The following is a 24,034-nucleotide window of genomic DNA, read 5'->3' as shown; positions in this document are numbered from 1 at the left end:
AAAGTGGTAGTAGTTCCTATTTCCATTCGTTATAATAGCCATAAAATGGTTATAACAATTTTATGGATGAGGGAGTAAATTATGATTGAAAAAGATAATCGAACACCACTATATTACCAACTGCTGGATATTATTGTAGAGTTAATTGAAACTGGGAAATTACAAGAACATGATAAGCTTCCGTCAGAGCGTGAGTTATGTGAGATTCATGATGTAAGCAGAACAACAGTAAGACAGACAATGCAAGAGTTAGAGAAAGAAGGATACATTTATAAAAAGCATGGAAAAGGAAGTTTCGTCTCACCTCGTGTATTTAATCAAAGTCTTGTTCATTTTTATAGTTTCACAGAAGAAATGAAAAAGTTTGGGAAAGTGCCATCATCAAAAGTAGTATCCTTTACTATTATGAATTGCGACAAGAAAGTAGCGAAAATTATGAAGCTTGAGTTTGAAGAAGAAGTCTATCAAATTACAAGACTAAGGTTAGCTGATAAAGAACCAATGTTGTTTGAAACGTCGTATATTCCAGTAAAGTTTTTTCTGTATTTAACGAAGACAGAGCTAGAAGAGACACCAATGTACGAAATTTTTCGTACAAAATATCAAGTTCATATTACGCGAGCAGTAGAAAATTTTAAAGCAATTGCAGCAAATGAGGATCATGCAAAATGGCTGCAAATTCAAGTGAATGATCCATCTCTATTATTAGAGCGAATCGCATATGCAAAAGAAAATATAATGGAATACACAGAGACGATTGCTAGAGGGGATAAATTTACTTACACAGTTGAATTACAATAAGTATCATTATACTTATTGTAATTCAACTGGTAATGATGACGTTATAAGATATGAAATTATGTTAAGGGGGTTTGCACATGTTATTACATGCAAATGAAAAAATAAGAGAAACATATGGAGCGTGTTTTACCGCGAAAGAGATTGCACAGCAGCCAGATCTTTGGGAACAAGTATATTCAAATGTTCAAAGTAATCATCATGAAATTACAGCGTTTTTTTCCCATATTTCAAGAAGGCATGAGCAAGTACGAATTATTTTTACTGGGGCTGGAACATCAGCTTTTGTTGGAGATACACTCGTTCCATATATAAAAAGAATAGTAGATGTAAAGAAAATGCAGATTGAAAGCATTCCAACAACAAATATCGTTTCAAGTCCTTATTATTATTTACAACCAAATATCCCAACAATTTTAGTATCGTTTGCTCGCTCTGGTAATAGTCCAGAAAGTGTAGCGGCAGTGGAGCTAGCAGAACAAATGATTCATTCCGTTTACCATATTATTTTAACTTGTAATGAAGAAGGGAATTTAGCGAAACAATTTCAACATAAAGAGAATGCTTTCGTAATGTATATGCCAAAGGAGGCAAATGATCAAGGGTTTGCGATGACAGGCAGTTTTACCTCTATGATGTTAACGGCACTTTTATTATGTAACTATAACGAAATTCCTCTTTTACAATCTAGCATTACGGATATTGTTCAGCTAGGAAAGAAGGTAATCGAAAAGCAAGAACGGGAAATGAAGCAAATTGCAGAAAAAGAATTTCATAAAATTGTATTTTTAGGATCAGGCGTATTCGAAGGCCTTTCTAGGGAGGCTGCACTAAAATTTTTAGAGTTAACGGCTGGCCGCATTCCCGTTATGTTTGACACGCCGCTTGGATTTAGACATGGACCAAAATCAATTTTAGATGAAGATACAGCTGTTGTATTGTTTTTATCTAATGATGAGTATACAAAAAAGTATGATATTGATTTATTACGAGAAATTTATCAGGAGAAAGATAGAAACGATATTATTGTCATTGCGCATCAAGATAGCCAGGAAGCAAGGCAGTATTGCAATACATTTTTATGCAATGACGGAAACGATTTGAAGGATGATATATATATTACGTTTATTTATATATTATATGGTCAAATTTTAGCATTATATAAATCTATTGCATTAGGCATTACTCCAGATAATCCTTGCCCAAGCGGAAGTGTAAATCGTGTCGTTCGAGGTGTGACCGTACATCCCTATAAAGGAAAGGAATAGAAATGTATGAATTATTATGTCAAAGCATCAATGTATTTACTCGAAGATGGGGTACGTGAAAGTGGGTATTTACATATTGTAAATGGCTACTTTCTAAAACATGTTGAAGAAATAGTAGACGGAGCAATGGTAATGGATTTTGAAGGGAGTATTATTGCTCCGGGATTTGTTGATACACATATTCATGGTTTAGCGGGACACGATGTAATGGATTGTACATATGAATCGTTAAACAATATTTCTATTCAGTTATTGGAAAATGGTGTTACGAGCTTTTTGCCTACAACATTAACTGATTCTTTAGAAAATACGACAAAGGCTTTACAAAATATAGCTCATGCAAAAAGAAAGGGAGTTGCAGGAGCAACTATTATTGGAACTTTTCTGGAAGGACCTTGTTTTACTGAAGCCTATAAAGGTGCGCAAAATCCAAAATATTTTATTAACCCAACGATTGAGTTGCTAGAAGAGTGGATTGCTGAATCAGAAGGAACAGTTAGAAAAATTGCAATTGCACCAGAAAGAGAAGGTGCTATCGCCTTTATACAGCAAGCGGTAAAAAATAATATTCGCGTGGCAATTGGTCATACAGATGCGAATTATGAAGTATGCCAGGAAGCAATTCGAGCAGGAGCGACAATCTTTGTGCACACGTTTAATGGAATGAAGGGGCTACATCATCGTGAACCTGGCGTTGTTGGAGCTGCACTTTCTACTGACCATGTGTACAGTGAAATCATTGCAGACGGACATCATGTACATCCAAGTGCAGTGAATATTTTGTATAAATGTAAAGGATACGATAAAACTTGTCTAGTTAGTGATTGCATGCGAGCGGGCTTATTAGGAGACGGCATATATCATTTAGGAGAATTTGCTGTTCATGTAAAAGATGGAGTTGCTCGAACAGAAACAGGATCTTTAGCAGGGAGCACACTTCGATTTATTGATGGTGTGAAGAATATCAAGAAATGGACAAATGCATCGTTATGGGAAAGTGTTCACATGGGATCACTTATTCCTGCCAAAAGTGTTGGAGTTGACAAAGAAATTGGGAGCATCGCACCAGGAAAAAGAGCAGATTTTCTTATATTAACAGACGATTTAGAGCTTCTCGGAACAGTTGTTAGAGGAGAAATGAAATATAAAAAGAAAATGGAAAGGGTTTGAGAATATGCTTGTTTCAACTCAATTTATATTAAGAAATGCACAAGAATGTGGATACGCGGTTCCTGCTTTTAATATTCATAACTTAGAAACTTTAAAAGCGGTAGTTGAAACCGCGGTAGAATTACGATCACCTGTTATTATCGCGGCAACACCAGGTACGATAAAGTATATGGGAAAAGAAATTCTTGTGAATATGATTGAAGCGGCAAGAACGCGATATGATGTACCAATTAGCCTACATTTGGATCATCATGAAGATATAGAAGATATTAAAAGTTGTATTGATTTAGGGGTTCGCTCTGTTATGATTGATGCATCACATCATTCGTTTGAAGAGAATATTCAGATTGTTCAGGAAGTTGTTTCGTATGCAAAACAATACGGAGCAACAGTAGAAGCGGAATTAGGTCAATTATCAGGAATAGAAGAAAATATAGTAGTAGAAAACTCAATCTATACAGATCCGTATCAAGCAAAAGAATTTGTAGAGCGCACGAATATTGACTCATTAGCAGTTGCAATCGGAACAGCGCATGGTTTATATAAAGGAGAACCAAAGTTAGATTTACAAAGATTAGCAGATATTCAAAAGCAAGTTGATATTCCACTTGTACTTCATGGAGCATCTGGATTATCTGATAGTTTAGTGCAAGAAACAATCAGATTGGGCATTTGTAAAGTGAATATCGCAACAGAGTTAAAAATCGCATTTGTCACAGCGTTACGCAATTACCTACAAACACACCCAGAAGAAAATGATCCGCGAAAATACTTTGCAGACGCTATTGTAGAGATGAAACGAGTCGTTGCAGATAAAATAAAGATGTGTAAAAGTTTGAATCGTGTATAAGGAGCTATTCTTATGATTGCAACGATCACATTGAATCCATCTGTTGATATGCGATATGAGTTAGATGAATTAAAGCCACATGAAGTACATCGCACGAAAGAATATGAAAAAACAGCTGGTGGCAAAGGTATTAATGTATCGAGGGTACTTTGCTTATTAGGCATAGAAATTACAGGTAGCGGCCTACTCGGTGGTAGAAATGGCGATTTTATAAGAGAAAAGTTGAAAGAACTATCAATTACAGACGAGTTTGTTTCCATTAAAGAAGAAACTCGCAATTGCTTAGCATTAATAACAAAGAATTCTGCTTCAGCTACAGAAATATTAGAAGCAGGTCCAGCTATTTCGGAAGATGAAATAGCTCTATTTATAAAAAAATATGAAAAAATTGTAGATAACTTTGAGTTTATTGTTGCATCGGGAAGTTTACCAAGTGGCATTCCAAAATCATTTTATAAACAGTTAGCGCAAAAAGCTGCTGAAAATGGTAAGAAATTTATATTAGATACAAGTGGGGAAACATTATCTCATGGTATACAAGGAAAGCCATTTTTAATTAAACCAAACATGCAAGAGATTTGTCAGTTTCTTCAAAAACAGCACGTATCACAGGAAGAAATGGTTGCAACGGCAACTCAAATATGCCGGGGCGGTGTACAGTATGTTCTTCTTTCACTTGGAAAAGAAGGAGCGATACTTATAACGAAAGATGAGAGGTTTAGGGCAATTTTACCAGAAATAGCTTCTATCAATTCGGTTGGTTCAGGGGATGCAATGGTTGCGGGCATAACGTATGCACTCGCAAAAGGATATGAGATAAAGAATGCACTTCGATTTTCTGCTGCTTGTGGCATGGCGAATGCAGCAGAGCAAGCAACAGGTTATATACAACCTCAACTTGTAGAGAAGTTCTATAACGAAATTACAATTGTATAAAAGTAGGAAGGAGAGAAATATGGGGAAAAGCTTCGCTTGTTTTGATATTGGGGGAACATTTATTAAATATGCGATGATTGATGAACAAGGAACAATATATGAAAAAGGAAAAATACAAACACCAGCAAACAATCAAAAAAACGAAATTCTGCAGCGTATTTGTGACACAATACGTGAATTAGAAAAGAATGATAAGATTCATTCCGTTGGAGTGTCGTCATGTGGACTGATTGACAATGAACGAGGAGAAGTTATATTTTCTGCCAATATTCCGGGGTATAGTGGCACGAACATAACAGACTATATTTATAGAGAAACCGGTTATACCGCAACTGTTGAAAACGATGTTCGTTCAGCTTGCATTGGTGAAATGTGGAAAGGGGTAGGTAGTGGAAAAAAACATATTGTATTAATTACGCTTGGAACAGGGATCGGTAGCGGTATTATGATAAATGGTCAAATGTTCCAAGGTGCAAACGGACTAGCTGGAGAGCTCGGTCATATGACAATTGTCCATAATGGAGAAGCTTGCAGTTGCGGCGGGAAAGGATGTTACGAAAGATATGCCTCAACTTCAGCTCTAATTCGTCAGTATCAAGAAGCTTCCAGATTACAAGGGATAGAAATAAACACCATTACAGGTGAAGAAATTATAGAACGCATACATGGAGGAGAGCAGTTAGCAAAAGATGTATATGAACAGTTTTTACAATATGTCACTACTGGACTAGTGAATATTGCTCATATGTTCAATCCCGAATTAATTATTATTGGAGGCGGGATTGCTGAACAAGGGGAACCTTTCTTGCAACAAATTCAAGAAAGGTTTCACCAAGCAGTAATGGAGATTTATCAAAAAAAGACGGATATAGTTTTAGCAGCATTACATAATGATGCAGGTGTGTATGGGGCTTGTTATGTGGCGCTCAACAAGTTAAAAAAAGAATTACTATTTTAAAATAGTAATTCTTTTTTTATGAAAGTTGCTACCTGTGTCTATCAAAATATTAGATTGATAACCCCTCTCGATTTGTGCTTTGTAATTCTTTGATAAAGCGATCAAACCCCGCTCTACCATCCTTATTCATCTTATAGACACCAGCATCTTCTAAGACGCGTTCAAATTTTTTTGCAATTTCAGTTTGAAGAAAGCTTTGGATGGTCTCTTCCGTATAGCCGCCCTGGACTTTTAATTCATCTGCCCATTTTTGATGGATTTCAGGAACATTGGCTTCCTTATCTAACAAGTACAGCTCAACTTCATGAAGCTCCTCAATCAAACGCGGAGGGAGAATTGCAAGACCCATGGCTTCAATAAGCCCGATATTTTCTTTCTTAATATGTTGTACATCTGGATGTGGATGAAAAATTCCATCAGGATATTCTTCACTCACATTATTATCACGCAGTACAAGATCAATTTCATAATTTTCTTCGCGACGTCGCACAATTGGTGTAATCGTATGATGTTTTGTGCCATCTTTTGATTGTGCACGAATTTGTAAGAATTCATCTGAATAGTTCTTCCAACTTTCGTGAATGTAGGTACTGGCATTAATTAGTTCTTCTTTGCTTAAAGAAGAGAGGCGAATCACACTCATCGGCCAGTTGACAATACTACAAGAAATATTTGAGTAGCCAGACAGTTCAAATGTTTTAAGAACTTTAGCCTTTGCCATTGGAAAGTGATGGCGTCCAGCTTGATAGTGATCATGACTTAAGATAGATCCTCCTACAATAGGTAAATCCGCATTTGAACCAATGAAATAGTGTGGCATGATTTCTACAAAACTAAATAAACGAGAGAATGCCTCACGAGAAATTTTCATTGGTCGATGCTTCTTAGATAATACGATGGAGTGTTCATTAAAGTATGCATATGGTGAATATTGAAAACCCCATTCTTCTCCATCTAGCTCGATGTTAAGGATTCGGTGATTGCTTCTACCTGGATGGTTCAAGCGACCAAAATACCCTTCATTTTCAATGCAAAGTAAACATTTTGGATAATTGCCCTTCGGTGCATTTCTAGCCGCTAAGATCTCTTTTGAATCTTTCTCTGGTTTGGACAAATTAATAGTAATCTCAAGTTCACCATATTTTGATTCTGCTAAATAATGAATATTTCTTGCAATTTCACGGGTCTTTATATAATCATTGCGTTTACTTAGTTCAAAGAAATAATCCGTTGCTTGTTTAGGACTTTTACAATATGCCTCCTGAAAATTCGCATTGACCTTGGAGGGAAGTGGTGTAATCACATTCATTAAAAGCGCTTCGAACATATCACGATTGGTTTGGTTTTTAGAGATAATATGATTTTTCATCGCTTGATCCATAAGCGTATCTAACAACACATGTGGGTCTGTTTCAACTACACTCGTAATCTCTCCTATTTCCGATTCGCCAATCAAACGTAATAGTTGATTGTGCATATAAATTCGGTCATTTTCCTCAATGGCTCCATTCTCAATCGCAAGTGTAGTAAAATCATAAATTGCTTGACATGTGTTCATCGTTTTCACCTCATTCATCATCTAATCACTGTAGTTCCACTACCAATGTGTGCCACATAAAAGACAGGTGCATATCCGACAACTTTGATATATTCATCATAAACATTATTTTTAAAAGTGTGGGTTTCACTTTCTTTTACTAATGCGATGGCGCATCCCCCAAATCCTGCTCCAGTCATACGGGATCCAAGCACACCCTCTTGTTTTTGCGCAGTGGCCACCAATGTATCTAATTCAAGCCCAGTTACTTCATAATCGTCTCTTAAAGATGTATGAGAAGCATTCAATAGCTTTCCGAATTCTTCTAAATCACCTGCAGTAAGAGCTGCTTTGGCTTTTTTTGTGCGTTCATTTTCGTAAACTGCATGCTTCGCACGTTTAATTAGGACTTCATCTCCAATAAGATTTTGATTTGCATCAAATTCTGCTTCGCTTAGTTCTCCAAGTGCATGAATCTCTAACTGCGTTTGGAGACGTGCGAGTGCTTCTTCACATTCAGCACGGCGCTCATTATATTTTGAATCTGCTAGTTCACGACGTTTATTAGTATTCATAATTACAATAGCATAGTCGTCCAAAACCACTGGAACCATTTCATACTTTAACGTATTGGTATCAAGGAGAATCGCTTTGTCTTTTTCACCAAATCCAATAGCAAATTGATCCATGATACCAGAATTTACACCAATGTATTCATTTTCAACTTTTTTACCCATTTTCACTAATTCAAGTCGCGTTACGTCTAAGTTGAACAAGTCTTCTAATACTATGCCTACCAGTAATTCAAGTGAAGCACTACTTGAAAGTCCTGCTCCATTTGGAATCGTTCCCTCAACTAATAACTCAAAACCACAGTCTATTTTATGACTTGCTTCTTTCAGTGTTAAGATAACTCCTTTTACATAATTTGCCCAATTTGCATTTTTATCATAATCTAGTTCATTCAACGTGAAGCTAATCACTCCAAGTTCTTCAAAGTTCGTTGAGTAAACTAATACTCTATCATCCTCACGACGTTTAGCTACTCCGTAAGTTCCATAAGTAATAGAAGCGGGGAACACATAGCCACCATTGTAGTCTGTATGTTCTCCGATTAAGTTGATACGTCCTGGAGAGAAATATTGAGTTGTTTCTTGAGGTCCAAATACCTCAGCAAATTTTAAAGTTAGTTCACGTTTCTTTTCCATAAGTATAAACCTCTCTTTTACATTTATTCTAAGTAAGGAAATTATCTCAGTATTCACTGAATCACTTGTAACAGTTCCTTATTATTTCTAGAAACAACATCGTATTTTAAATAAATTTTGATAGCAGTATTTAAATTTTTCTATATATGTTCCTAACGTGGTATAAGGAATGTCGTATTCCCATGATACATATGACAAGGAGCGATCATGGCAACAACGCACAATTTCACGGCGAAAAGAAGCCGTGGAAGAACGAATTAACCCAAGTCCGTAATCATATGGCAAAATTATTTTGATAAACTTAACGTACAAAGTGAAAACTCCTCTCTTGGTTTGTCTCGATAACAATTACGATTCGGGAGTTTTCACTTTTTTTATAGTCCTTTATGGAAAATAATTCAATCTAACTTCATTCAACCCTAACTTATGGTAATGGAGCAATAATATGAAATTCAGTCATCGTTTGATAAGTTGAATTCGTCCTAAGAACCATATCCCCAAAATCAGAATACTGTTCAGCCCCCGGGGAAACCTGTGTTTCAAAGGTAATTCCGCCATGGTTTGCAAGTTGCTTGCCATGCATGAGAGGCGTATTCTTACCAAAATTCGCCGTAAAGATGACGACACTTGGTTCTTTTGTGGCTATTTCAATTGTAACCACTTCATCCGGGCTAATGAGTTTCACTGAACTATGTGATAGTTCAGGTCGGTTCAAGAAAAATGGGTGATCAATTCCATCCACTAATTCTTTTTGACCAAAAGTACTACTAAAGGTTTCTTTGAGTTTAACTGGCTTTCGAAAATCAAACGCAGTTCCTTCTACAGGCCACTTTTCACCAATTGGAATACTTTCCTGGTCAAGTGGTGAAAATCTATCACTATCCACCCATAATGTATGTTCATCTACAGGTTGCGTTACATCACCAGTTAAGTTGAAGTACACGTGATTTGTTGGATTAAACAAGGTATCTTTGTCACTTGTCGCCCTAGTTTCTACTTTCCAAACATTCGTGTTAGTTAACGTGTAACGGATCTCGACATCAAGGTTCCCTGGAAAACCATTTTCACCATCTGGACTCACCGTATGAAATATCACTGAGACCTCATCATTATTATCGATAACTTGATAGTGCCACTTTTTACTTTCAAATCCCGGGGTACCGCCATGTAAAGTGTTTCCGGTTGTCTCATCAATTTGTACTTTATAGATTTCTCCATCAATTTGAAAAGTTCCGTTTTGAATTCGTCCAGCTACTCGTCCAATTGAGGCACCAATATATAAATCCTTTTCAAGATATTCCTGTGCCGTATCAAAACCAAGTACGAGCTCACGTAGACCATTCGTTGTTGGTACCTTTAAACTTGTAATGCGAGCGCCTAAATCTGAAATGGTCAATTGCAGGCCATTCAGATTGGTAATAGTGATAATCGTATAACCTGCACCGAAATCTTTTCTTATAATGTTCATTTTAGATAGCCTCTACTTCTTTATTTAGAACGAGCAAGTGCAGCACTAGAATTGAACTCTTCAGTTGCATCCTCGCCATGGTTTAGCTTTGCTTCTAGCTCTTTGACGATTAGTACAACTGCTAGTGTAGTGCCATTTGCACCAAGTGATGAACCAAGTCGTGCAAATATTGCCGATTTTTCTCTTCATTTAATTTTAATAATGATATAAAAGCGTTTACAAAGTTAAACATAAAAAACTAATGAACTACATGAATCTCCTTCCTATGGTTTTCTTTTTCAAGTATAGTTTAACAAGAAAGTGTTTTTTATTTTATATCATTTTGTGACATTGATTTAACCTTTTGTTGCATTTTTTCCTTCAAAAGGCAGATTAGGTTAAAGCAATCACGAAGAGGAGAGAAGCACATGGAACAAGCACTCTTTATGAAAAAAGAACAGCGTCATTTCTCAAGTGATCTTTATTTTGAATTTTGTGGTTTTTCAAAAACACTACCTTTTCATGCTTTTGGACCAGCTGTACGTAACAGCTACATTATTCATGTCGTGTTGGATGGAAAAGGAATGTACTATGTAAAAGATGAAAAATATTCATTAAAGAAAGGAAATATTTTTCTCATTCGCCCAGGGGAATCAACCTTTTATCGCTCGAATGCAGAAGAACCATGGTTGTATGCGTGGCTGTCATTTGGTGGGAAGGTAGCAGACAAAATTATTCATTATTCGAGCTTTAAAGAAGATAACCACTCTGTTACTTCAACTAATATTCAGCAATATTCGGATATTATCTTGGAGTGTATGAATTGCTCCAACGATACATTAGAAGATGAATTAAAGTTGAATGAGTTGACTTATCGGTTTTTAAGATTATTACTTACAGATGGTGGTGAATTCTCAAAAGGAGTAAAACAAAAGTCTTCACGACTCGCGATTGAAGCGATGACATATATTGGAGAGCACTATCTAGAGGAGATTACAGTAAGGGATGTGGCAGATCATCTTGCGATCAATCGAAGCCATCTTTCACGGGTCTTTCACAATCATTTCGGGATGGGCATGAAGGAATGGATTTTAAGGATGCGCATTAATTACGCAACATATTTACTTTCAATGACAAATGAATCGGTGGAAAACATTTCTTATCAGGTGGGCTTTCGTAGTTTAGTAGTCTTTAGCCGCATATTTAAAAAAGTGATTGGAGAAACACCTACGCATTATCGAAAACGTATGTCGAAAGAGAATCTCCAAACAATCTCTTTATCAAGCTTGAAGTTTTTACTTGATGAACAAGAAATTATTTCACGGGCCACTTAGGAAAAATAAATGGAATTTCTAGAATAACAATTATAAATATGAAAATCTTTTGAAAAAACCTCAGGAATTTAGAGATTTTATTATAAAAGAAATGGACATAGAATATATAGTTATTAAGATAATTAAATGATTGGGTATCTGTGTAGATATTCATGGAGTAAAAAACAGCAATCATTGTTTGAGGAAATAATAAAAGATAATCAAGATAAATATGGGGACGAATCTGAAAAAATTCCAATGGATTTAGTAGAACAGCAAAAAGTATTTGAAGTCGTCATTAAGAGTTGATATTTAAAAAATGAATATCAACTCGAAATAATTATGTGAAAATAACACAAAGAAATAAGGATAGGCAGGATTTTAATATTGGATATTAGAATATGATATTCGAATGGAGGGGTGAAAGATGGAGATTAACGTTAGAGCGGTAGAAATACAAGATGCTAGAGCAATTCATCGTATATGCATTCAAGATGATGTTTTACCATATATGGTTTTCTTGCCGAGTATGCGTGTGGATGCGATGGAGAATAGAATTCGAAATTTAGCGCCGAATCAATTTGAATTTGTTGCAGAGTATGGCGGAGAAGTTGTTGGCTTTATCGGTTTAACCCAAAGTCCAGGACGTAGATCTCATTCGGGAGATCTATTCATCGGAGTAGATAGTGAATATCATAATAAAGGAATTGGAAAAGCGTTACTTACAAAAATGCTTGATCTTGCCGATAATTGGCTAATGTTAGAGCGAGTAGAACTTGGTGTGCTAGAAACAAACCCTGGAGCGAGGACATTATATGAAAAGTTTGGATTTGTAGTAGAGGGTGTAAAGATCGGGAATTTGAAGGCGCATGGGAAGTTTGTTAATGAAATCATGATGAGTCGTTTTAGACCAAATGGTTTGATTGTACATAATAAATAGTGATATAAATTGAACTGAAATATCGATTTGTTTTGAAAAAGTATGGCAAAATGACGCCATGCTTTTTTTAGTTTATTAAAAGTAAAGAGAAATTTTTATTTAACGGATGTTTTAGCAGGTGAAGCATTAGGAATCATCTTGATCGGGAAAGCATATTACTTAATAGAATCTATTTCTATGTGCAAGGGGAATGAACAAAATGGACATATAGATCAACCTGCGCCAAAGTATGAGATAAGGAAATAGATGTGTGGAAATTTCAAAAACCTTGAAAAAATCATCGCATAAGTATAATTAAATTATATTTATTTTTATACATAGCAAAATAGTGCATTCAAGGAATAAGGAGTGATTGTAATGTCAAAAGAACAACCTATTCCTGGCCATTTTATTATGGACCCACAACGGGCTATGCTGTTGCCACCGGAATTGAAGGCGGCTCCACCTGAATCATTAACAGAACAATTATTTATTGAGCGATCTATAACTGAAAATAGATTTTGGTTACGTATAATGAAAGAGCATGCTTTATTTCTTGGTGAGGGATTTAATCGTAACGATAAAAATTTAATTCAGCAAGTTGAGCAATTTTATAATCTGTTTGATAGGCAGCTGCAAAAAGCATTTACTATTCCACAAACTGTTCAAGCAGTTCGGCAACTAAATGAAGAGAGTATTCAACTCGTATATGCTTTTCGTAATTATAAAAGAAATTTACTTATTTTAATTATTAATTGTAAGGTGAAAGGGTTTAATTTCCCACTTTTAGTGGATCATGTTGCAAGAGAAGCAGAATATTTTATGCGGACACTCCAAAAGTTTAACGAGGGGAAAATGGATCCTATTCAAGATGCAATTATTAGTGAGAATGTTTTCTGGCTGCGTATTATGATGGAACACTCGCGTTTTATTGGATCATTACTGGATCAATCGGAGAGAAATCTTGTTCATACAGCACTGAAATTTGGTGATGATTTTGAAGTTCTTCTAAATCAAGCTAGAGATGTTGAATCCATGTTATATCAAAAAGAACCGACATATCCGATTATAGGAAAAATGAATAAGGATAGTGAAAATGCCACTGTTGAGTTAAGGAATTTCAAAAAAGCAGGGTTAGAGTTAATTCAAACATGCCAAATTCGAAGTGTCATAAATCCATTGCTTGCTGATCATGTTACAAGAGAAGCAGAGCATTTTCTCTTTATGATTCATGTGTTAGAGCAAAGGCTACAGCAAAAGCAAATGGAACAATCCCCTCAATAATAAATAAACAAGAAAAGCATGGCAAACTAATGTCATGCTTTTCTTGTTTATCCCGCTATTTGTGGGCAGTAAAACCCCCACCTCAAAATTTGGCTGGAGCAAAGAAGTTAGGTGGGAGATAAACTGCCCGTAAACGCCCGATTGGTGAGGGCTAATAATCAGCGGGGGATGAACAAACCCCCACTGATTAAAGTTTCACTTTATAAATTGTGATTCAGTTGTTTCGGTTGTAATAAAAATAATGCTAATCCAATGAAAATAAGTAGAATTCCTAGTCCTTGCTGTAAAGAAATTGTTTCCTCTAAAATAAAATAGGCTAGAATACAAGTTCCAATTGTTTCTCCTAAAATACTCATCGAGATAACAGTAGCACTCATCCATTTTAATAACCAATTGAAAATTGTTTGCCCTAAAATCGTTGCAATGAATGCTAGACCTATAAAGGACCACCATGTTTGTGCAGAATAATTGAAGAAAGATGACTGCTGCGTGTAAGCAAATATACCGAGAAAGAGTGAACTGCTGCCATAACTAATTACGGAATACGGTATTAAGGATAGGTCTTTACGAACATGTTGACTAATGAAAAAGTAAGCTGTTATGACGCCAGCAGCAATAAAAGCTAAAATATCGCCGTATAAAGCCTCACCACTAATTTGAAAATCTTGCCACCCAATCACGATACTTCCTGAAATCGCAATAAGGTAGCCTAAAATCGCCTTTTTTGTAAACCTTTCCCTAAATAAAAAATAATCACCGACCATTGAAAATAAAGGTTGCAACGTTACGATAACTGTAGAACTCGCTACAGAAGTATACTGTAATGATTCAAACCATAGTACATAATGAGCTGCTAGAAATAATCCAGATAAGAGTCCAAATCCCCATTGTTTTTTTGATAATGAGCGAAGTTCGCTTCGATTGTTTGTATTAAATATTAGAAATGGTAAAAGAATTGCCGTAGCAAACAATAATCGATAAAAAGCAGTGATTGCTGCAGGGGCATCTGCTATTTTTACGAAGATTGCTGAAGTAGATAAGGCGAACACACCGAAAAATAAGATGAAATATGAAAGAATAGGTGATTTCAAAGTTTGTCCCTCCGTTAGATTGTTTAGTATAATAAACTATATATAATATAATGTACAAAAGTTAGTATATAAGCCTAAGGTGAAATAAGGAAGGATTAATTACCACTGTTTAGTATGTCAGCACAAAAGGAACGAAAGATGTATTATGATGGACGAAAGGAAGTTGTAACAATGATTCATTATCGACTAGGTCAAACTGTTTTAAGTTATCGTAAGAAAAATAATATGACAATTCGTGAATTTGCTGATTATGCAGGAATTAGTACTTCACTTATTAGTCAAATCGAAAGAGGGCATGCCAACCCTTCTTTAAGTGTATTGGAATTAATAGCGAAAGCATTAAATGTACCGCTATTTACTCTTTTTATTAATGATATTGATACAGACACGCTTATTTCGAAGAAGAAAGATCGGAAAAAAGTATATCGAGAAAATAATGATCACATTGTTTATGATGTGTTAACACCAGACTTTATGAAAGCTCGCATTGAAATGCTAATGATGGATTTAAATGAACACGCAAACACAACAGAAAGTCATTATTCTCACGAAGATAAAGAAGAAATTGCTGTTGTAATGAAGGGTGAAGTGTATGTGGAATTGGAAGGGAATGAATATTTTTTAGAAGAAGGAGATGTTGTGCGTATTCCGCCGAATGTGAAGCATAGATTTTTGAATAAGAGTGACGAAATGAACCACATCTTATTTGTATTAACACCTTCGTTAAGCTAAGGTAGAAAAGCGAATGGCTTAATATATTCTTCATTTGCAAAAAAAGGATGGTATACATATTGGATGTTAACGGTTTGGGAGAATAAGGAGTATATGAAAGAGTTCCGTAACAATGGTAATCATTTAAAGGCAATGAAAATTGCAAGGAAGATAGCTAGTGAATTAGAATATACGAATTGGGAACAGGATACTACTCCTAAATGGGATAATTGTAAGGAAGTCTTGCATAGTAAGTATGGTAGAGAATTAAAATGATTTGTAAGAGGAGACTTTTACTTATTATGTAAGTAGGCTATACTAAAATATATACATTTTAAAATTGGAGCGAATAAAGACGACATGGAGTTAGTAAAGTTAGAAAAAATAATTGAATTGAAAAAAGAAGAATTATGGAATCTAGTCTCAAATTATGGATTTCAACATGAAAAAGTAATAGAACTCAGCCAAGAAATTGACAAATTAATAAACTGGTTTATGTTTTTAAAATAGAAAGAACTATGACGTGGTTTGAATATGTTGTAGTTCTTTTTTATGCATATATATTGTCTAATTTCTTACAGAATGCGCAAGCTGCTAGTCGAATATGAGGGATTTTGGGTATAATAATAAAGGAATTATTAATTGTATCGGTTAGGAGCGCGGCAAATATGAAAACAGTTGTTGTTATCGGTGGAGGTATAACGGGACTCTCTACTATGTTTTATTTAGAAAAATTAAAAAAAGATTATAATATCGATTTAAATTTAATCCTTGTCGAGAAAGAAGAGTTTTTAGGTGGTAAAATCCATAGCGTAGAAGAAAAGGATTTTATTATGGAATCAGGGGCAGATTCTATCGTTGCTCGTAATGAACATGTTATGCCGCTTGTTAAAGAATTAAATTTAGAAGAAGAAATGGTTTATAACGAAACGGGTATTTCTTACATATATTCTGATAACGTATTACATCCAATTCCTTCTGATACTATATTTGGGATACCGATGAGTGTCGAGTCGTTGTTTAGCAGTACGCTAGTCTCAACGAAAGGGAAAATTGTTGCATTAAAAGATTTCATAACGAAAAATAAAGAGTTTACGAAAGATACATCACTTGCAGTATTTTTAGAAAGCTTTTTAGGGAAAGAGTTAGTGGAAAGACAAATCGCACCTGTGCTTTCAGGTGTATATTCCGGTAAATTGAATGAGCTTACTATGGCATCTACTTTACCGTATTTACTGGATTATAAAAATAAATATGGAAGTATTATTAAAGGTTTTGAAGAGAATAAAAAACAATTTCAATCAGCAGGAAATAAAAAGTTTGTATCATTTAAAGGTGGACTATCTACGATTATTAATCGCTTAGAAGAAGTGCTGAATGAGACTGTCATTAAAAAAGGTATTGTAACGACAGCTGTAAGTAAAAAAGGTGATCGATATGAGGTTTCTTTTGCAAATCATGAGACAATACAAGCTGATTATGTTGTTTTAGCAGCTCCACATGATATCGCACAAACTTTATTACAGTCTAATGAGTTAAACGAGAATTTTAATAAATTTAAAAATTCATCGCTTATTAGTATTTACTTAGGTTTTGACATACTAGATGAGCAACTACCGGCTGATGGCACAGGGTTTATCGCAACGGAAAACAGTGATTTACATTGTGATGCTTGCACATGGACAAGCAGGAAGTGGAAACATACATCGGATAAACACAAGCTATTAGTAAGAATGTTTTATAAGAGCACTAATCCAGTATATGAAACGATCAAAAGTTATAGTGAAGAGGAATTAGTACGAGTAGCTTTATATGATATTGAAAAGAGTCTTGGAATTCAAGGTGAACCAGAAGTAATTGAAGTTACAAATTGGAAAGATTTAATGCCAAAATATCATTTGGAACATAATCAAGCGTTGCAATCATTAAATGAAAAATTGACGGCTCTTTATCCAAATGTATACTTAGCTGGAGCTTCATATTACGGTGTCGGAATTGGTGCTTGTATTGGAAACGGAAAGAATACTGCCAATGAAATAATTGCGACATTGAATGGACAGTCATAGAATACATATGTAAATAAAATGTCCCTCCAACATAATGGAGGGACATTTTATTTGTAATTACTTCACATTAATTGAAATTTTTTTATGGGATGCTTTATTCTCTTTAATAGTTAATGTTATTTTTCCAGATTCTTTAAAGGAGTACGGTGAGAGTTGATAAAGTTCTTTAATATTATGTTCTTCTTGTAATTTATTTGTAGGTATTATTGTTATATTAGGCTTCCATGTTTCTTGTTTGCCTGAAGGGTAGTCTATTATTATTTTCGGATTATTTAATTGTATTGTTTCCCAAGAGGCAAAATACAGTTCAACTTCTGCATCTTTTTTTAGTAATTCTTCTGAGAAATAACCAAACTCACCAACATTACCGAAAACAGTAAAATTTTGATTTTGTAATTTAATATCTAAATATCTAGGTTGATATGTTGCTGCGTGATAGATTCCGTATGAAAGAAAGAGTGTGGCAGCGATTAATATACCAACTGAAAAAGTTTTAAAGCTATTCCCTTTAAAACTAGTCATCATAAATGAATTTGGTGTGAATTTTCTTGCGAATAAAAAAATGAGCAAAATGATTAAGAGGGCTAAGCCGATAAAAATATACATAAAGTTTACGCACCTCCGTAAGAAGTATTTACTGTTTTTCTATATTTTAACATGGGAGGGTATGAATTAGAGGGGAAATTAATAAATACAACGAAGTTATATATTATTAAGAGGATAGGCGTTGCTAGAAATGTTTGATTTGTGGGACATTGAGGACTTTCCTAATTATAAATATTTTTTCTGCTATAATAAACTAGTAGAGAGAAAGGAGTGATCCTATGGCATTTCCTATGTTAGAAACTGAACGCTTGCGCTTAGTTGAAATAGAACAATCTTATTGTCAAAAAATATATGAAATATTCTCATTGGATGAGGTAACATGTTATTACGGTATGAATTCTTTTACTGAGTTTGGACAAGCTTCACGCATGATTGAATCTTTTTCGAAAAATTACTTTGAGAAAAAGGCGATACGTTGGGGGATTGTTTTAAAAGAAACAAATACTTTGGTAGGAACAATTGGATTAAATAATTTACAACTTTGGAGTAAACGATCTGAGATTGGATATGATTTACATCCTCGTTATTGGGGGAATGGCTATGCTTCAGAAGCTGCTCGAGAAATTATTACTTATGGATTTCGAGATTTAGGTTTATTTAGAATTGGAGCTATTACATATCCTGAAAATATAACTTCGTGTAATATGTTATCTAAATTAGGTTTTCAAAAAGAAGGACTGTTACGCGGATACATTCATCAAGGAAATAAACAACATGATGCATTAATGTATTCTGTTGTACGAACAGATATAGAGGATAATCATTATTAATAAAAAGCCCCTCTTAATAAAATAAGAGGGGCATGTAAAAATCAACCTAATTTAGGTAATAAACGTTCTCCGCTTTTCATGCTACTTTTACATAAAGGGCATTTAGGCTCTTCTTCAAATGAAAAGTTCTTTCTCATCCATCCTAAACAATCCTCTGCTTCACATTCCCAGACAGGGGTTTGTTCTGGTGGTACTTCTGCTACATCGTTCTTTCGATTGCGATACATATAACCACTCCTTTTATGTAAAAAATTTTAGTTATATATTAAAAAGGTTGTTAACCGTGCTGGTAACAACCTTTTTATTGTTTGAATTATAGCTTTACAACGTTTTTAGCTTGAGGTCCACGGTTACCGTCTTCAACTTCGAAGCTAACTTCTTGACCTTCGTCAAGAGATTTGAAGCCGTCGCCAGTGATAGCTGAGAAGTGAACGAATACGTCGTTACCGCCTTCAACTTCGATGAAACCGAAACCTTTTTCGCTGTTAAACCATTTTACTTTACCTGTTAATGTCATGGTAATGCCTCCTAAAATTTAAAAAGATTACAATATGATCGGCCTTATTTGAATGAAAAATAAAAGTTCACATATTATCAAAAACCCATAAGGAGTAAAAAAATGTTCCTGATTGATACTTGATAATATGCAAAGAAAATATAGTGTTAAATTGACCTTAATTACTATCTTACAACAAATGGTGTGAAATAGCAAGTGCTGGTAATACCAGTAAGAAATACGGGATAGAATGGTAAAAGACACAAAGACATCTCTTTTATTTATATATTATTCCTATTTTTGGTTTATGCTAAACTAAGAACATTTTTGTAGGAAATTTGTATGAGGGAAACGATATATATTTAAGAATAGTGGTGATGTATTTGTTAAGGAGGAGAGGATATTGCAACCTACTCATTTTAAAATAATTGAAGCAGCAAAAGAAGGAAGAAAAAAAGTTCATCCTGTATTCGCTGTTATACTTGCAATTGTATTTTTAACTTTAGGTGAATTGTTTATGTTATTTATGTTGTTTTTACCGAAAGCAGAAACAACCTTTATAAAGGCAATTTATAGCAATATTGAGATGATATTAACGTTTGGTGGTGCTATATTTTTTGTTTTTTTATGGGTTAGATTTGTAGAGAAAAGATCATTTTCATCAATTGGTTTTTGGAAAGATCAATGGATAAGAAAATATTTGAGAGGTGCATTTATAGGATTTATTTTCATTTCAATACCAGTGATGGTACTTGTATTAACAGGAATTGTACAACTACAAATGCAACAAATTACACCAACCGCTATACTTGGAATTGCGGGATCTTTAGTTGCTTTTTTAATACAAGGTGCAACAGAAGAGATTGTTGTTCGAGGTTGGTTATTCCCAGTTCTTTCTGTTAGAAGCCGTATATGGGTTGGGATTATTGTGACGTCTTTTTTATTTGGTTTTCTTCATTTACTTAATCCAGGTATTACAATTCTTTCGATATCGAATATAATATTAGTTGGTGTATTCGCAGCTTTTTACGTTTTAAAAGACAGTAGTCTTTGGGGGATATGCGCGTGGCATTCGCTGTGGAATTGGTCACAATATAATGTATACGGTTTTGCAGTTAGTGGCATGACGATATATTCAACGCCATTATTTAAACCTGTAACAAATGGAGCAGAAATCCTTCATGGAGGTTCATTCGGAATCGAGGGGAGTATCATTACAACAATAATGCTCTCTATCGCTTCAATTGTTTTATGGAAACAGTTATGGGGGAGAAAAGCGAAACAACGAGATTTTAATTGATGAAAGAGGGAGAAACTATGGGGATTATAGCGTTTGAGGGAGCAAGTGCGGTTGGTAAAAGTACAACGTGTCGTGAATTAGAAAAGAATTATGGTGCTTATATTATACCTGAAGTGAATTTTTTATTTGAAAGACCAAAAAACGAACATAGAACATGGTATTTTGAAAAACAAGTAGAGCGATGGAAAATAGCAGTGCAGAAGTCAGAGCAATATGAATTAGTAATACTTGATGGAGACATTTATCAGCCACTTAGTTATAATTGGTGTTTCCATTTTGATATATTTGATCAGCCATTATCTTTAATAGAAAACTTTTATAAAGAAAAGCTGATCAATAAGGAAATTGGTTTTCCAGATCAATATTTTTATTTATATACAAATGATGAGGAGCTTAGAAAGCGGAAAGAATCCGACGAGACAAAAAGAAGAAGAAATTTTGAAAAACATTTACATATATCAAAATCGTTTCAACGTTATTATGAAAATTTAAATACCGTTACAGACGGATACTGCAAATTGATTGAGGCGAAAAGTGTAAAGTCGAATGAATTAGAAATTGTGAAAAATTTAAATAGTTTAAATGTATGTGAAGAGAGACGTTTTGATATTTCGAGGTTAAATGCTATTACGAAGTGGTTAAAAGAAAATCATCCCTATTAAAAAGCAACGGGTGTCATTCAAGACGCTCGTTGTTTTTTTATATAGCAAAAAATTTAGAGATTTAACAGAATAATCTTTTAAATCATCCGGAAAAGAAATACAATATAAGGAAATATATGAATAGTTTTACTATATGGTTTGGGGAGGGATCAATGATTCAAAAGTAAAGAAGTGTTAATAAATTTATTGAAATAGTTTTAATACAGTAACGAAGTACAAATTGTGAAAGGAGACTATATTTACGTATGAGGAAAGTTATTATTTCGGATTTAGATGGGACTCTATTAAGAAGCGATAAAACAATTTCAGAGAAATCTATTAATATTTTGAGGGAGTGCAAAAATAAAGGAGACGAATTGATTTTTGCTACAGCAAGGCCTCCAAGATCAATAAACCAGTATATTCCCAGCGTGTTAAAGAATGAGATTGTCATTTGTTATAATGGAGCTCTTGTTCTTAAAGGTAATGATGTTTTATATGAAATGGAGATTTCAAAAAATATTATTTTAGAAATTATAGAATTAGGAAAAAAGTATAATCTACATCAGATTTGTCTTGAAATAAATGATAAGTTGTATTCAAATTTTGATGTTACTGATTACTTTGGTAATGTACCGTGTGAAGTTATGGATGTAAGTGAGTTGAACTTTGAAAAAGCTTCGAAAGTAATAGTTTGTACTAAGGGCTCAATAAATAAGGAGTTTACTAAAGAATTACCTATTGAGTGCAGTGCAGTCATTACAGATAACGGAACATTGTGTCAAATCATGCATGCAGAAGTTTCGAAATGGAATAGTATTCAACGGGTTCTACAACATCTAAATCGAGACGCAGCTGAAGTGATTGCATTTGGAGATGACTACAATGATATGGAAATGATAGAGAAGTGTGGGATTGGTGTAGCGATGAGTAATGCTGTTGAGGAATTAAAATCAGTTGCTAAATTTATTGCGAAAAGTAACGATGAGGATGGCGTTGCTACATTTTTAGAAAGTAATAGTTATGTTTATATTAATTAGTATGAAAAAAGTATGCTAAACCAGCTTTAATAGATAAAAATTATGAAAAGGGATATGCGGGGGGGGAATAAGCGAGATGAAAACACTATTTAAAATAATCGGTATTATAGCTGGTATGGCAGTAATCGGAGTAGGATTAACGTATGGGATGCTATATTATTTAAATAATAGTAAACCTGCTGCGAAAAAAGCTTCACCAGCTGCTCCGGCAGTAGAAGTACTAGCTGATAGTAATGTAAAAGCGGAAGATGCAAAGCTTTTAGAAAATGGCAATCATTCATTACCAAATAGTGGTTTTAATAAAAACTTTAAATGGACAGATGAGAACATACAGACAGCGTTACATGAAATGGCACATCAAAAAACGAAAGCGGATCAAAAGTGGGGTTATATTTTTATAACACAAGAACGTATTGAAAGTTTACTTGAAATTATAAACAGTAATGATGTTGCGCAAAAAAGTACATATGTGGATATTTTAGAACGTTGGAAACAAGGGAAATATGAAAAGGTAGATGCGGATCACAACAAGATTTGGAAATTACAAAGTGGGAATTTAGGGGAAGGGAAAGGAGTAATGTCAGAAAAGGAGCAAAAAGAATTAATTAATCAAGTGTTTATGCAAAAAGGTACATATTCAGGTAGTAAATTAATTGCGGGTGGGGGACAGACTAATAAATAATATAATAATTAATGCAAGAGAGTAAGTGCCTATTAGGCAGTTACTCTTTTTTGTATGTACTTTTTTTATATCTTAATCTCACTCTAGTAAGGAAAGAAACGACTGTACTACAGGGGAAATCCATCTAGATTTATGATATATTACATGACTTTGAATAATGGCCGGAGTTTCGATAGGTTGAAAACAAAGCTGCTCTTTTTGGCAATTTTCTTGTACAACGATGTAAGGAAGAATTGAAATGCCTAACTCGCACATCACAGATTGTTTAATGACTTCAACATTGGAAGTTTCAAATGTTTTATCTGGAATATTCCCGCTTTGACGTAAAAAACGATCTACCATTGGTCTATAGCCACAGCTTTGTTCTGTAAAGATAAACTGGGTGTCCTGTAATAAATGGAATGGATTTGTGTGTGCAGAAGAATAAGGTGGTAAAATCCATCCAAATGTTTCATTACTAAAAGTACGCGTAATAAAATCATTATATTCTATACTTTCTCCAATTAAGAAGATAACATCGGTTTCTCCTTCATGTAGCTTTTTTAATGCTTGTTCATTCGTATTTGTTTCAAGTACGATATTTACTTTCGGATTTTCCTGTTTGTAAGTACGTAATAATTGTGGTAACCGGTACACTGCTAATGATTCGTTAGATGTAATACTTAATGTCCCTTCCAAATCATCACTATTTTGAGGGATTTCTTGCGCTTTTTCATAAATAGCAAGTAATTCTAAGGCATAAGGGTGAAATTGATGCCCTGCTTTTGTAAGAAGTACTTTTTTTCCTAATCGATCGAAAAGAGGAATATGTAAATCGTCCTCTAACGCTTTAATATGACCTGTAACAGTAGATTGCGCATAACCTAACGCCTGAGCAGCTTTAGAAAAACCACCATACTTAACAATGGCACAAAATGTTTTAACATGTCTCATTTCCATAAGT

General features: G+C 34.4%; 27 protein-coding genes. 19 read left to right on the top strand and 8 right to left on the bottom strand.

The window, feature by feature from the left end; all coding sequences use genetic code 11:
* Positions 1–81: 81 nt before the first annotated feature.
* The 6 genes from COC96_RS00825 (at position 82) to COC96_RS00800 (ending at position 5,980) form a co-directional block, all read left to right on the top strand.
* Complete coding sequence (locus COC96_RS00825; RefSeq protein WP_098768098.1) at positions 82–801, top strand: GntR family transcriptional regulator; 720 nt, start codon at positions 82–84, stop codon at positions 799–801.
* A gap of 77 nt (positions 802–878) precedes the next feature.
* Positions 879–2,066, top strand: coding sequence for an SIS domain-containing protein (locus tag COC96_RS00820; protein WP_098768097.1), 1,188 nt, complete (start codon positions 879–881; stop codon positions 2,064–2,066).
* 6 nt (positions 2,067–2,072) lie between these two features.
* A complete protein-coding gene (gene nagA, locus COC96_RS00815) occupies positions 2,073–3,236 on the top strand; it encodes an N-acetylglucosamine-6-phosphate deacetylase (RefSeq protein ID WP_180234943.1) in 1,164 nt (387 codons plus the stop codon).
* Positions 3,237–3,240: 4 nt separating this feature from the next.
* Positions 3,241–4,086 carry a tagatose-bisphosphate aldolase subunit GatY gene (locus tag COC96_RS00810; protein WP_098768096.1) on the top strand — a complete coding sequence of 282 codons (846 nt, stop codon included), beginning with the start codon at positions 3,241–3,243 and terminating at the stop codon, positions 4,084–4,086.
* A 12-nt stretch (positions 4,087–4,098) separates the two neighbouring features.
* A complete protein-coding gene (pfkB, locus tag COC96_RS00805) occupies positions 4,099–5,022 on the top strand; it encodes a 1-phosphofructokinase (RefSeq protein WP_098266770.1) in 924 nt (307 codons plus the stop codon).
* A gap of 19 nt (positions 5,023–5,041) precedes the next feature.
* Entirely contained in the window at positions 5,042–5,980 is a 939-nt protein-coding gene (locus COC96_RS00800; protein WP_098266771.1) for an ROK family protein, read from the top strand.
* Between the two features lie 49 nt (positions 5,981–6,029).
* On the opposite strand, the gene galT is transcribed toward COC96_RS00800, so the two are convergent.
* From galT to COC96_RS00785, 3 genes are all read right to left on the bottom strand, one after another.
* Complete coding sequence (gene galT, locus COC96_RS00795; protein ID WP_098266772.1) at positions 6,030–7,559, bottom strand: UDP-glucose--hexose-1-phosphate uridylyltransferase; 1,530 nt, start codon at positions 7,557–7,559, stop codon at positions 6,030–6,032.
* Positions 7,556–8,725 carry a galactokinase gene (locus COC96_RS00790; RefSeq protein WP_098768095.1) on the bottom strand — a complete coding sequence of 390 codons (1,170 nt, stop codon included), beginning with the start codon at positions 8,723–8,725 and terminating at the stop codon, positions 7,556–7,558. Before COC96_RS00790 ends, galT begins: the two co-directional genes overlap by 4 nt.
* 424 nt (positions 8,726–9,149) lie before the next feature.
* Positions 9,150–10,193 (bottom strand): galactose-1-epimerase, encoded by a 1,044-nt coding sequence (locus tag COC96_RS00785; protein WP_098266774.1) that lies wholly within the window; start codon positions 10,191–10,193, stop codon positions 9,150–9,152.
* 407 nt (positions 10,194–10,600) lie between these two features.
* Here COC96_RS00785 and COC96_RS00780 point away from each other — a divergent pair, with 407 nt between their 5' ends.
* The 4 genes from COC96_RS00780 (at position 10,601) to COC96_RS00765 (ending at position 13,688) form a co-directional block, all read left to right on the top strand.
* On the top strand, positions 10,601–11,506 hold the full coding sequence (locus COC96_RS00780; RefSeq protein WP_098266775.1) for an AraC family transcriptional regulator: 906 nt from the start codon (positions 10,601–10,603) through the stop codon (positions 11,504–11,506).
* Positions 11,507–11,632: 126 nt separating this feature from the next.
* A complete protein-coding gene (locus tag COC96_RS27440; protein ID WP_176538819.1) occupies positions 11,633–11,794 on the top strand; it encodes a hypothetical protein in 162 nt (53 codons plus the stop codon).
* Between the two features lie 118 nt (positions 11,795–11,912).
* On the top strand, positions 11,913–12,425 hold the full coding sequence (locus COC96_RS00775) for a GNAT family N-acetyltransferase (RefSeq protein ID WP_098266776.1): 513 nt from the start codon (positions 11,913–11,915) through the stop codon (positions 12,423–12,425).
* A 357-nt stretch (positions 12,426–12,782) separates the two neighbouring features.
* Positions 12,783–13,688, top strand: a complete 906-nt coding sequence (locus COC96_RS00765) for a DUF2935 domain-containing protein (protein WP_098266777.1) — start codon at positions 12,783–12,785, stop codon at positions 13,686–13,688.
* 200 nt (positions 13,689–13,888) lie between these two features.
* On the opposite strand, the gene COC96_RS00760 is transcribed toward COC96_RS00765, so the two are convergent.
* Positions 13,889–14,779 carry a DMT family transporter gene (locus COC96_RS00760; protein ID WP_098768094.1) on the bottom strand — a complete coding sequence of 297 codons (891 nt, stop codon included), beginning with the start codon at positions 14,777–14,779 and terminating at the stop codon, positions 13,889–13,891.
* Positions 14,780–14,893: 114 nt separating this feature from the next.
* On the opposite strand from COC96_RS00760, the gene COC96_RS00755 reads away from it, so the two are divergent.
* From COC96_RS00755 to COC96_RS00740, 4 genes are all read left to right on the top strand, one after another.
* Positions 14,894–15,511, top strand: coding sequence for a helix-turn-helix domain-containing protein (locus COC96_RS00755; RefSeq protein ID WP_098266779.1), 618 nt, complete (start codon positions 14,894–14,896; stop codon positions 15,509–15,511).
* A 63-nt stretch (positions 15,512–15,574) separates the two neighbouring features.
* Entirely contained in the window at positions 15,575–15,766 is a 192-nt protein-coding gene (locus tag COC96_RS00750) for a hypothetical protein (RefSeq protein WP_257201232.1), read from the top strand.
* Between the two features lie 84 nt (positions 15,767–15,850).
* Positions 15,851–16,000: an aspartyl-phosphate phosphatase Spo0E family protein gene (locus COC96_RS00745; protein WP_098266780.1), complete on the top strand. Its 150-nt coding sequence runs from the start codon at positions 15,851–15,853 to the stop codon at positions 15,998–16,000.
* A 158-nt stretch (positions 16,001–16,158) separates the two neighbouring features.
* A complete protein-coding gene (locus COC96_RS00740; protein ID WP_098266781.1) occupies positions 16,159–17,556 on the top strand; it encodes a protoporphyrinogen oxidase in 1,398 nt (465 codons plus the stop codon).
* A gap of 57 nt (positions 17,557–17,613) precedes the next feature.
* Here the strand turns inward: COC96_RS00740 and COC96_RS00735 are convergent, their stop codons facing one another.
* A complete protein-coding gene (locus COC96_RS00735; RefSeq protein ID WP_098266782.1) occupies positions 17,614–18,162 on the bottom strand; it encodes a hypothetical protein in 549 nt (182 codons plus the stop codon).
* A 218-nt stretch (positions 18,163–18,380) separates the two neighbouring features.
* Between COC96_RS00735 and COC96_RS00730 the strand changes: the two genes are divergently transcribed.
* Positions 18,381–18,932: a GNAT family N-acetyltransferase gene (locus COC96_RS00730; protein ID WP_098266783.1), complete on the top strand. Its 552-nt coding sequence runs from the start codon at positions 18,381–18,383 to the stop codon at positions 18,930–18,932.
* Between the two features lie 41 nt (positions 18,933–18,973).
* Here the strand turns inward: COC96_RS00730 and COC96_RS00725 are convergent, their stop codons facing one another.
* Both COC96_RS00725 and cspD read right to left on the bottom strand, forming a co-directional pair.
* On the bottom strand, positions 18,974–19,159 hold the full coding sequence (locus COC96_RS00725) for a cold-shock protein (protein ID WP_000286198.1): 186 nt from the start codon (positions 19,157–19,159) through the stop codon (positions 18,974–18,976).
* An 86-nt stretch (positions 19,160–19,245) separates the two neighbouring features.
* Positions 19,246–19,449, bottom strand: coding sequence for a cold-shock protein CspD (gene cspD, locus COC96_RS00720; RefSeq protein ID WP_000176368.1), 204 nt, complete (start codon positions 19,447–19,449; stop codon positions 19,246–19,248).
* A gap of 382 nt (positions 19,450–19,831) precedes the next feature.
* On the opposite strand from cspD, the gene COC96_RS00715 reads away from it, so the two are divergent.
* The 4 genes from COC96_RS00715 (at position 19,832) to COC96_RS00700 (ending at position 23,091) form a co-directional block, all read left to right on the top strand.
* A complete protein-coding gene (locus tag COC96_RS00715) occupies positions 19,832–20,728 on the top strand; it encodes a CPBP family intramembrane glutamic endopeptidase (protein ID WP_098266784.1) in 897 nt (298 codons plus the stop codon).
* Positions 20,728–21,390 carry an AAA family ATPase gene (locus tag COC96_RS00710; RefSeq protein ID WP_142319437.1) on the top strand — a complete coding sequence of 221 codons (663 nt, stop codon included), beginning with the start codon at positions 20,728–20,730 and terminating at the stop codon, positions 21,388–21,390. The genes COC96_RS00715 and COC96_RS00710 overlap by 1 nt, the downstream gene beginning before the upstream one ends.
* A gap of 245 nt (positions 21,391–21,635) precedes the next feature.
* On the top strand, positions 21,636–22,409 hold the full coding sequence (locus COC96_RS00705; protein WP_098266785.1) for an HAD family hydrolase: 774 nt from the start codon (positions 21,636–21,638) through the stop codon (positions 22,407–22,409).
* 76 nt (positions 22,410–22,485) lie between these two features.
* Positions 22,486–23,091, top strand: coding sequence for a PRK06770 family protein (locus tag COC96_RS00700; RefSeq protein ID WP_098266786.1), 606 nt, complete (start codon positions 22,486–22,488; stop codon positions 23,089–23,091).
* Between the two features lie 78 nt (positions 23,092–23,169).
* Here the strand turns inward: COC96_RS00700 and COC96_RS00695 are convergent, their stop codons facing one another.
* On the bottom strand, positions 23,170–24,030 hold the full coding sequence (locus tag COC96_RS00695; protein ID WP_098768093.1) for a LysR family transcriptional regulator: 861 nt from the start codon (positions 24,028–24,030) through the stop codon (positions 23,170–23,172).
* Between the last annotated feature and the right edge of the window lie 4 nt (positions 24,031–24,034).

The organism is Bacillus cereus (assembly GCF_002577405.1).
Taxonomy (GTDB): Bacteria; Bacillota; Bacilli; order Bacillales; family Bacillaceae_G; genus Bacillus_A; species Bacillus_A cereus_AU.
The sequence above is the reverse complement of the archived record's forward strand: the minus strand, read 5'-3'. Positions and strand labels throughout refer to the sequence as shown.

Excerpts from the sequence above, each read along its gene's own strand:
- COC96_RS00825 (WP_098768098.1), top strand. The coding sequence starts at position 82 with ATGATTGAAAAAGATAATCGAACACCACTATATTACCAACTGCTGGAT.
- COC96_RS00820 (WP_098768097.1), top strand. The coding sequence starts at position 879 with ATGTTATTACATGCAAATGAAAAAATAAGAGAAACATATGGAGCGTGT.
- nagA (WP_180234943.1), top strand. The coding sequence starts at position 2,073 with ATGAATTATTATGTCAAAGCATCAATGTATTTACTCGAAGATGGGGTA.
- COC96_RS00810 (WP_098768096.1), top strand. The coding sequence starts at position 3,241 with ATGCTTGTTTCAACTCAATTTATATTAAGAAATGCACAAGAATGTGGA.
- pfkB (WP_098266770.1), top strand. The coding sequence starts at position 4,099 with ATGATTGCAACGATCACATTGAATCCATCTGTTGATATGCGATATGAG.
- COC96_RS00800 (WP_098266771.1), top strand. The coding sequence starts at position 5,042 with ATGGGGAAAAGCTTCGCTTGTTTTGATATTGGGGGAACATTTATTAAA.
- galT (WP_098266772.1), bottom strand. The coding sequence starts at position 7,559 with ATGATGAATGAGGTGAAAACGATGAACACATGTCAAGCAATTTATGAT.
- COC96_RS00790 (WP_098768095.1), bottom strand. The coding sequence starts at position 8,725 with ATGGAAAAGAAACGTGAACTAACTTTAAAATTTGCTGAGGTATTTGGA.
- COC96_RS00785 (WP_098266774.1), bottom strand. The coding sequence starts at position 10,193 with ATGAACATTATAAGAAAAGATTTCGGTGCAGGTTATACGATTATCACT.
- COC96_RS00780 (WP_098266775.1), top strand. The coding sequence starts at position 10,601 with ATGGAACAAGCACTCTTTATGAAAAAAGAACAGCGTCATTTCTCAAGT.
- COC96_RS27440 (WP_176538819.1), top strand. The coding sequence starts at position 11,633 with ATGATTGGGTATCTGTGTAGATATTCATGGAGTAAAAAACAGCAATCA.
- COC96_RS00775 (WP_098266776.1), top strand. The coding sequence starts at position 11,913 with ATGGAGATTAACGTTAGAGCGGTAGAAATACAAGATGCTAGAGCAATT.
- COC96_RS00765 (WP_098266777.1), top strand. The coding sequence starts at position 12,783 with ATGTCAAAAGAACAACCTATTCCTGGCCATTTTATTATGGACCCACAA.
- COC96_RS00755 (WP_098266779.1), top strand. The coding sequence starts at position 14,894 with ATGTCAGCACAAAAGGAACGAAAGATGTATTATGATGGACGAAAGGAA.
- COC96_RS00750 (WP_257201232.1), top strand. The coding sequence starts at position 15,575 with ATGTTAACGGTTTGGGAGAATAAGGAGTATATGAAAGAGTTCCGTAAC.
- COC96_RS00745 (WP_098266780.1), top strand. The coding sequence starts at position 15,851 with ATGGAGTTAGTAAAGTTAGAAAAAATAATTGAATTGAAAAAAGAAGAA.
- COC96_RS00740 (WP_098266781.1), top strand. The coding sequence starts at position 16,159 with ATGAAAACAGTTGTTGTTATCGGTGGAGGTATAACGGGACTCTCTACT.
- COC96_RS00735 (WP_098266782.1), bottom strand. The coding sequence starts at position 18,162 with ATGTATATTTTTATCGGCTTAGCCCTCTTAATCATTTTGCTCATTTTT.
- COC96_RS00730 (WP_098266783.1), top strand. The coding sequence starts at position 18,381 with ATGGCATTTCCTATGTTAGAAACTGAACGCTTGCGCTTAGTTGAAATA.
- COC96_RS00725 (WP_000286198.1), bottom strand. The coding sequence starts at position 19,159 with ATGTATCGCAATCGAAAGAACGATGTAGCAGAAGTACCACCAGAACAA.
- cspD (WP_000176368.1), bottom strand. The coding sequence starts at position 19,449 with ATGACATTAACAGGTAAAGTAAAATGGTTTAACAGCGAAAAAGGTTTC.
- COC96_RS00710 (WP_142319437.1), top strand. The coding sequence starts at position 20,728 with ATGAAAGAGGGAGAAACTATGGGGATTATAGCGTTTGAGGGAGCAAGT.
- COC96_RS00705 (WP_098266785.1), top strand. The coding sequence starts at position 21,636 with ATGAGGAAAGTTATTATTTCGGATTTAGATGGGACTCTATTAAGAAGC.
- COC96_RS00700 (WP_098266786.1), top strand. The coding sequence starts at position 22,486 with ATGAAAACACTATTTAAAATAATCGGTATTATAGCTGGTATGGCAGTA.
- COC96_RS00695 (WP_098768093.1), bottom strand. The coding sequence starts at position 24,030 with ATGGAAATGAGACATGTTAAAACATTTTGTGCCATTGTTAAGTATGGT.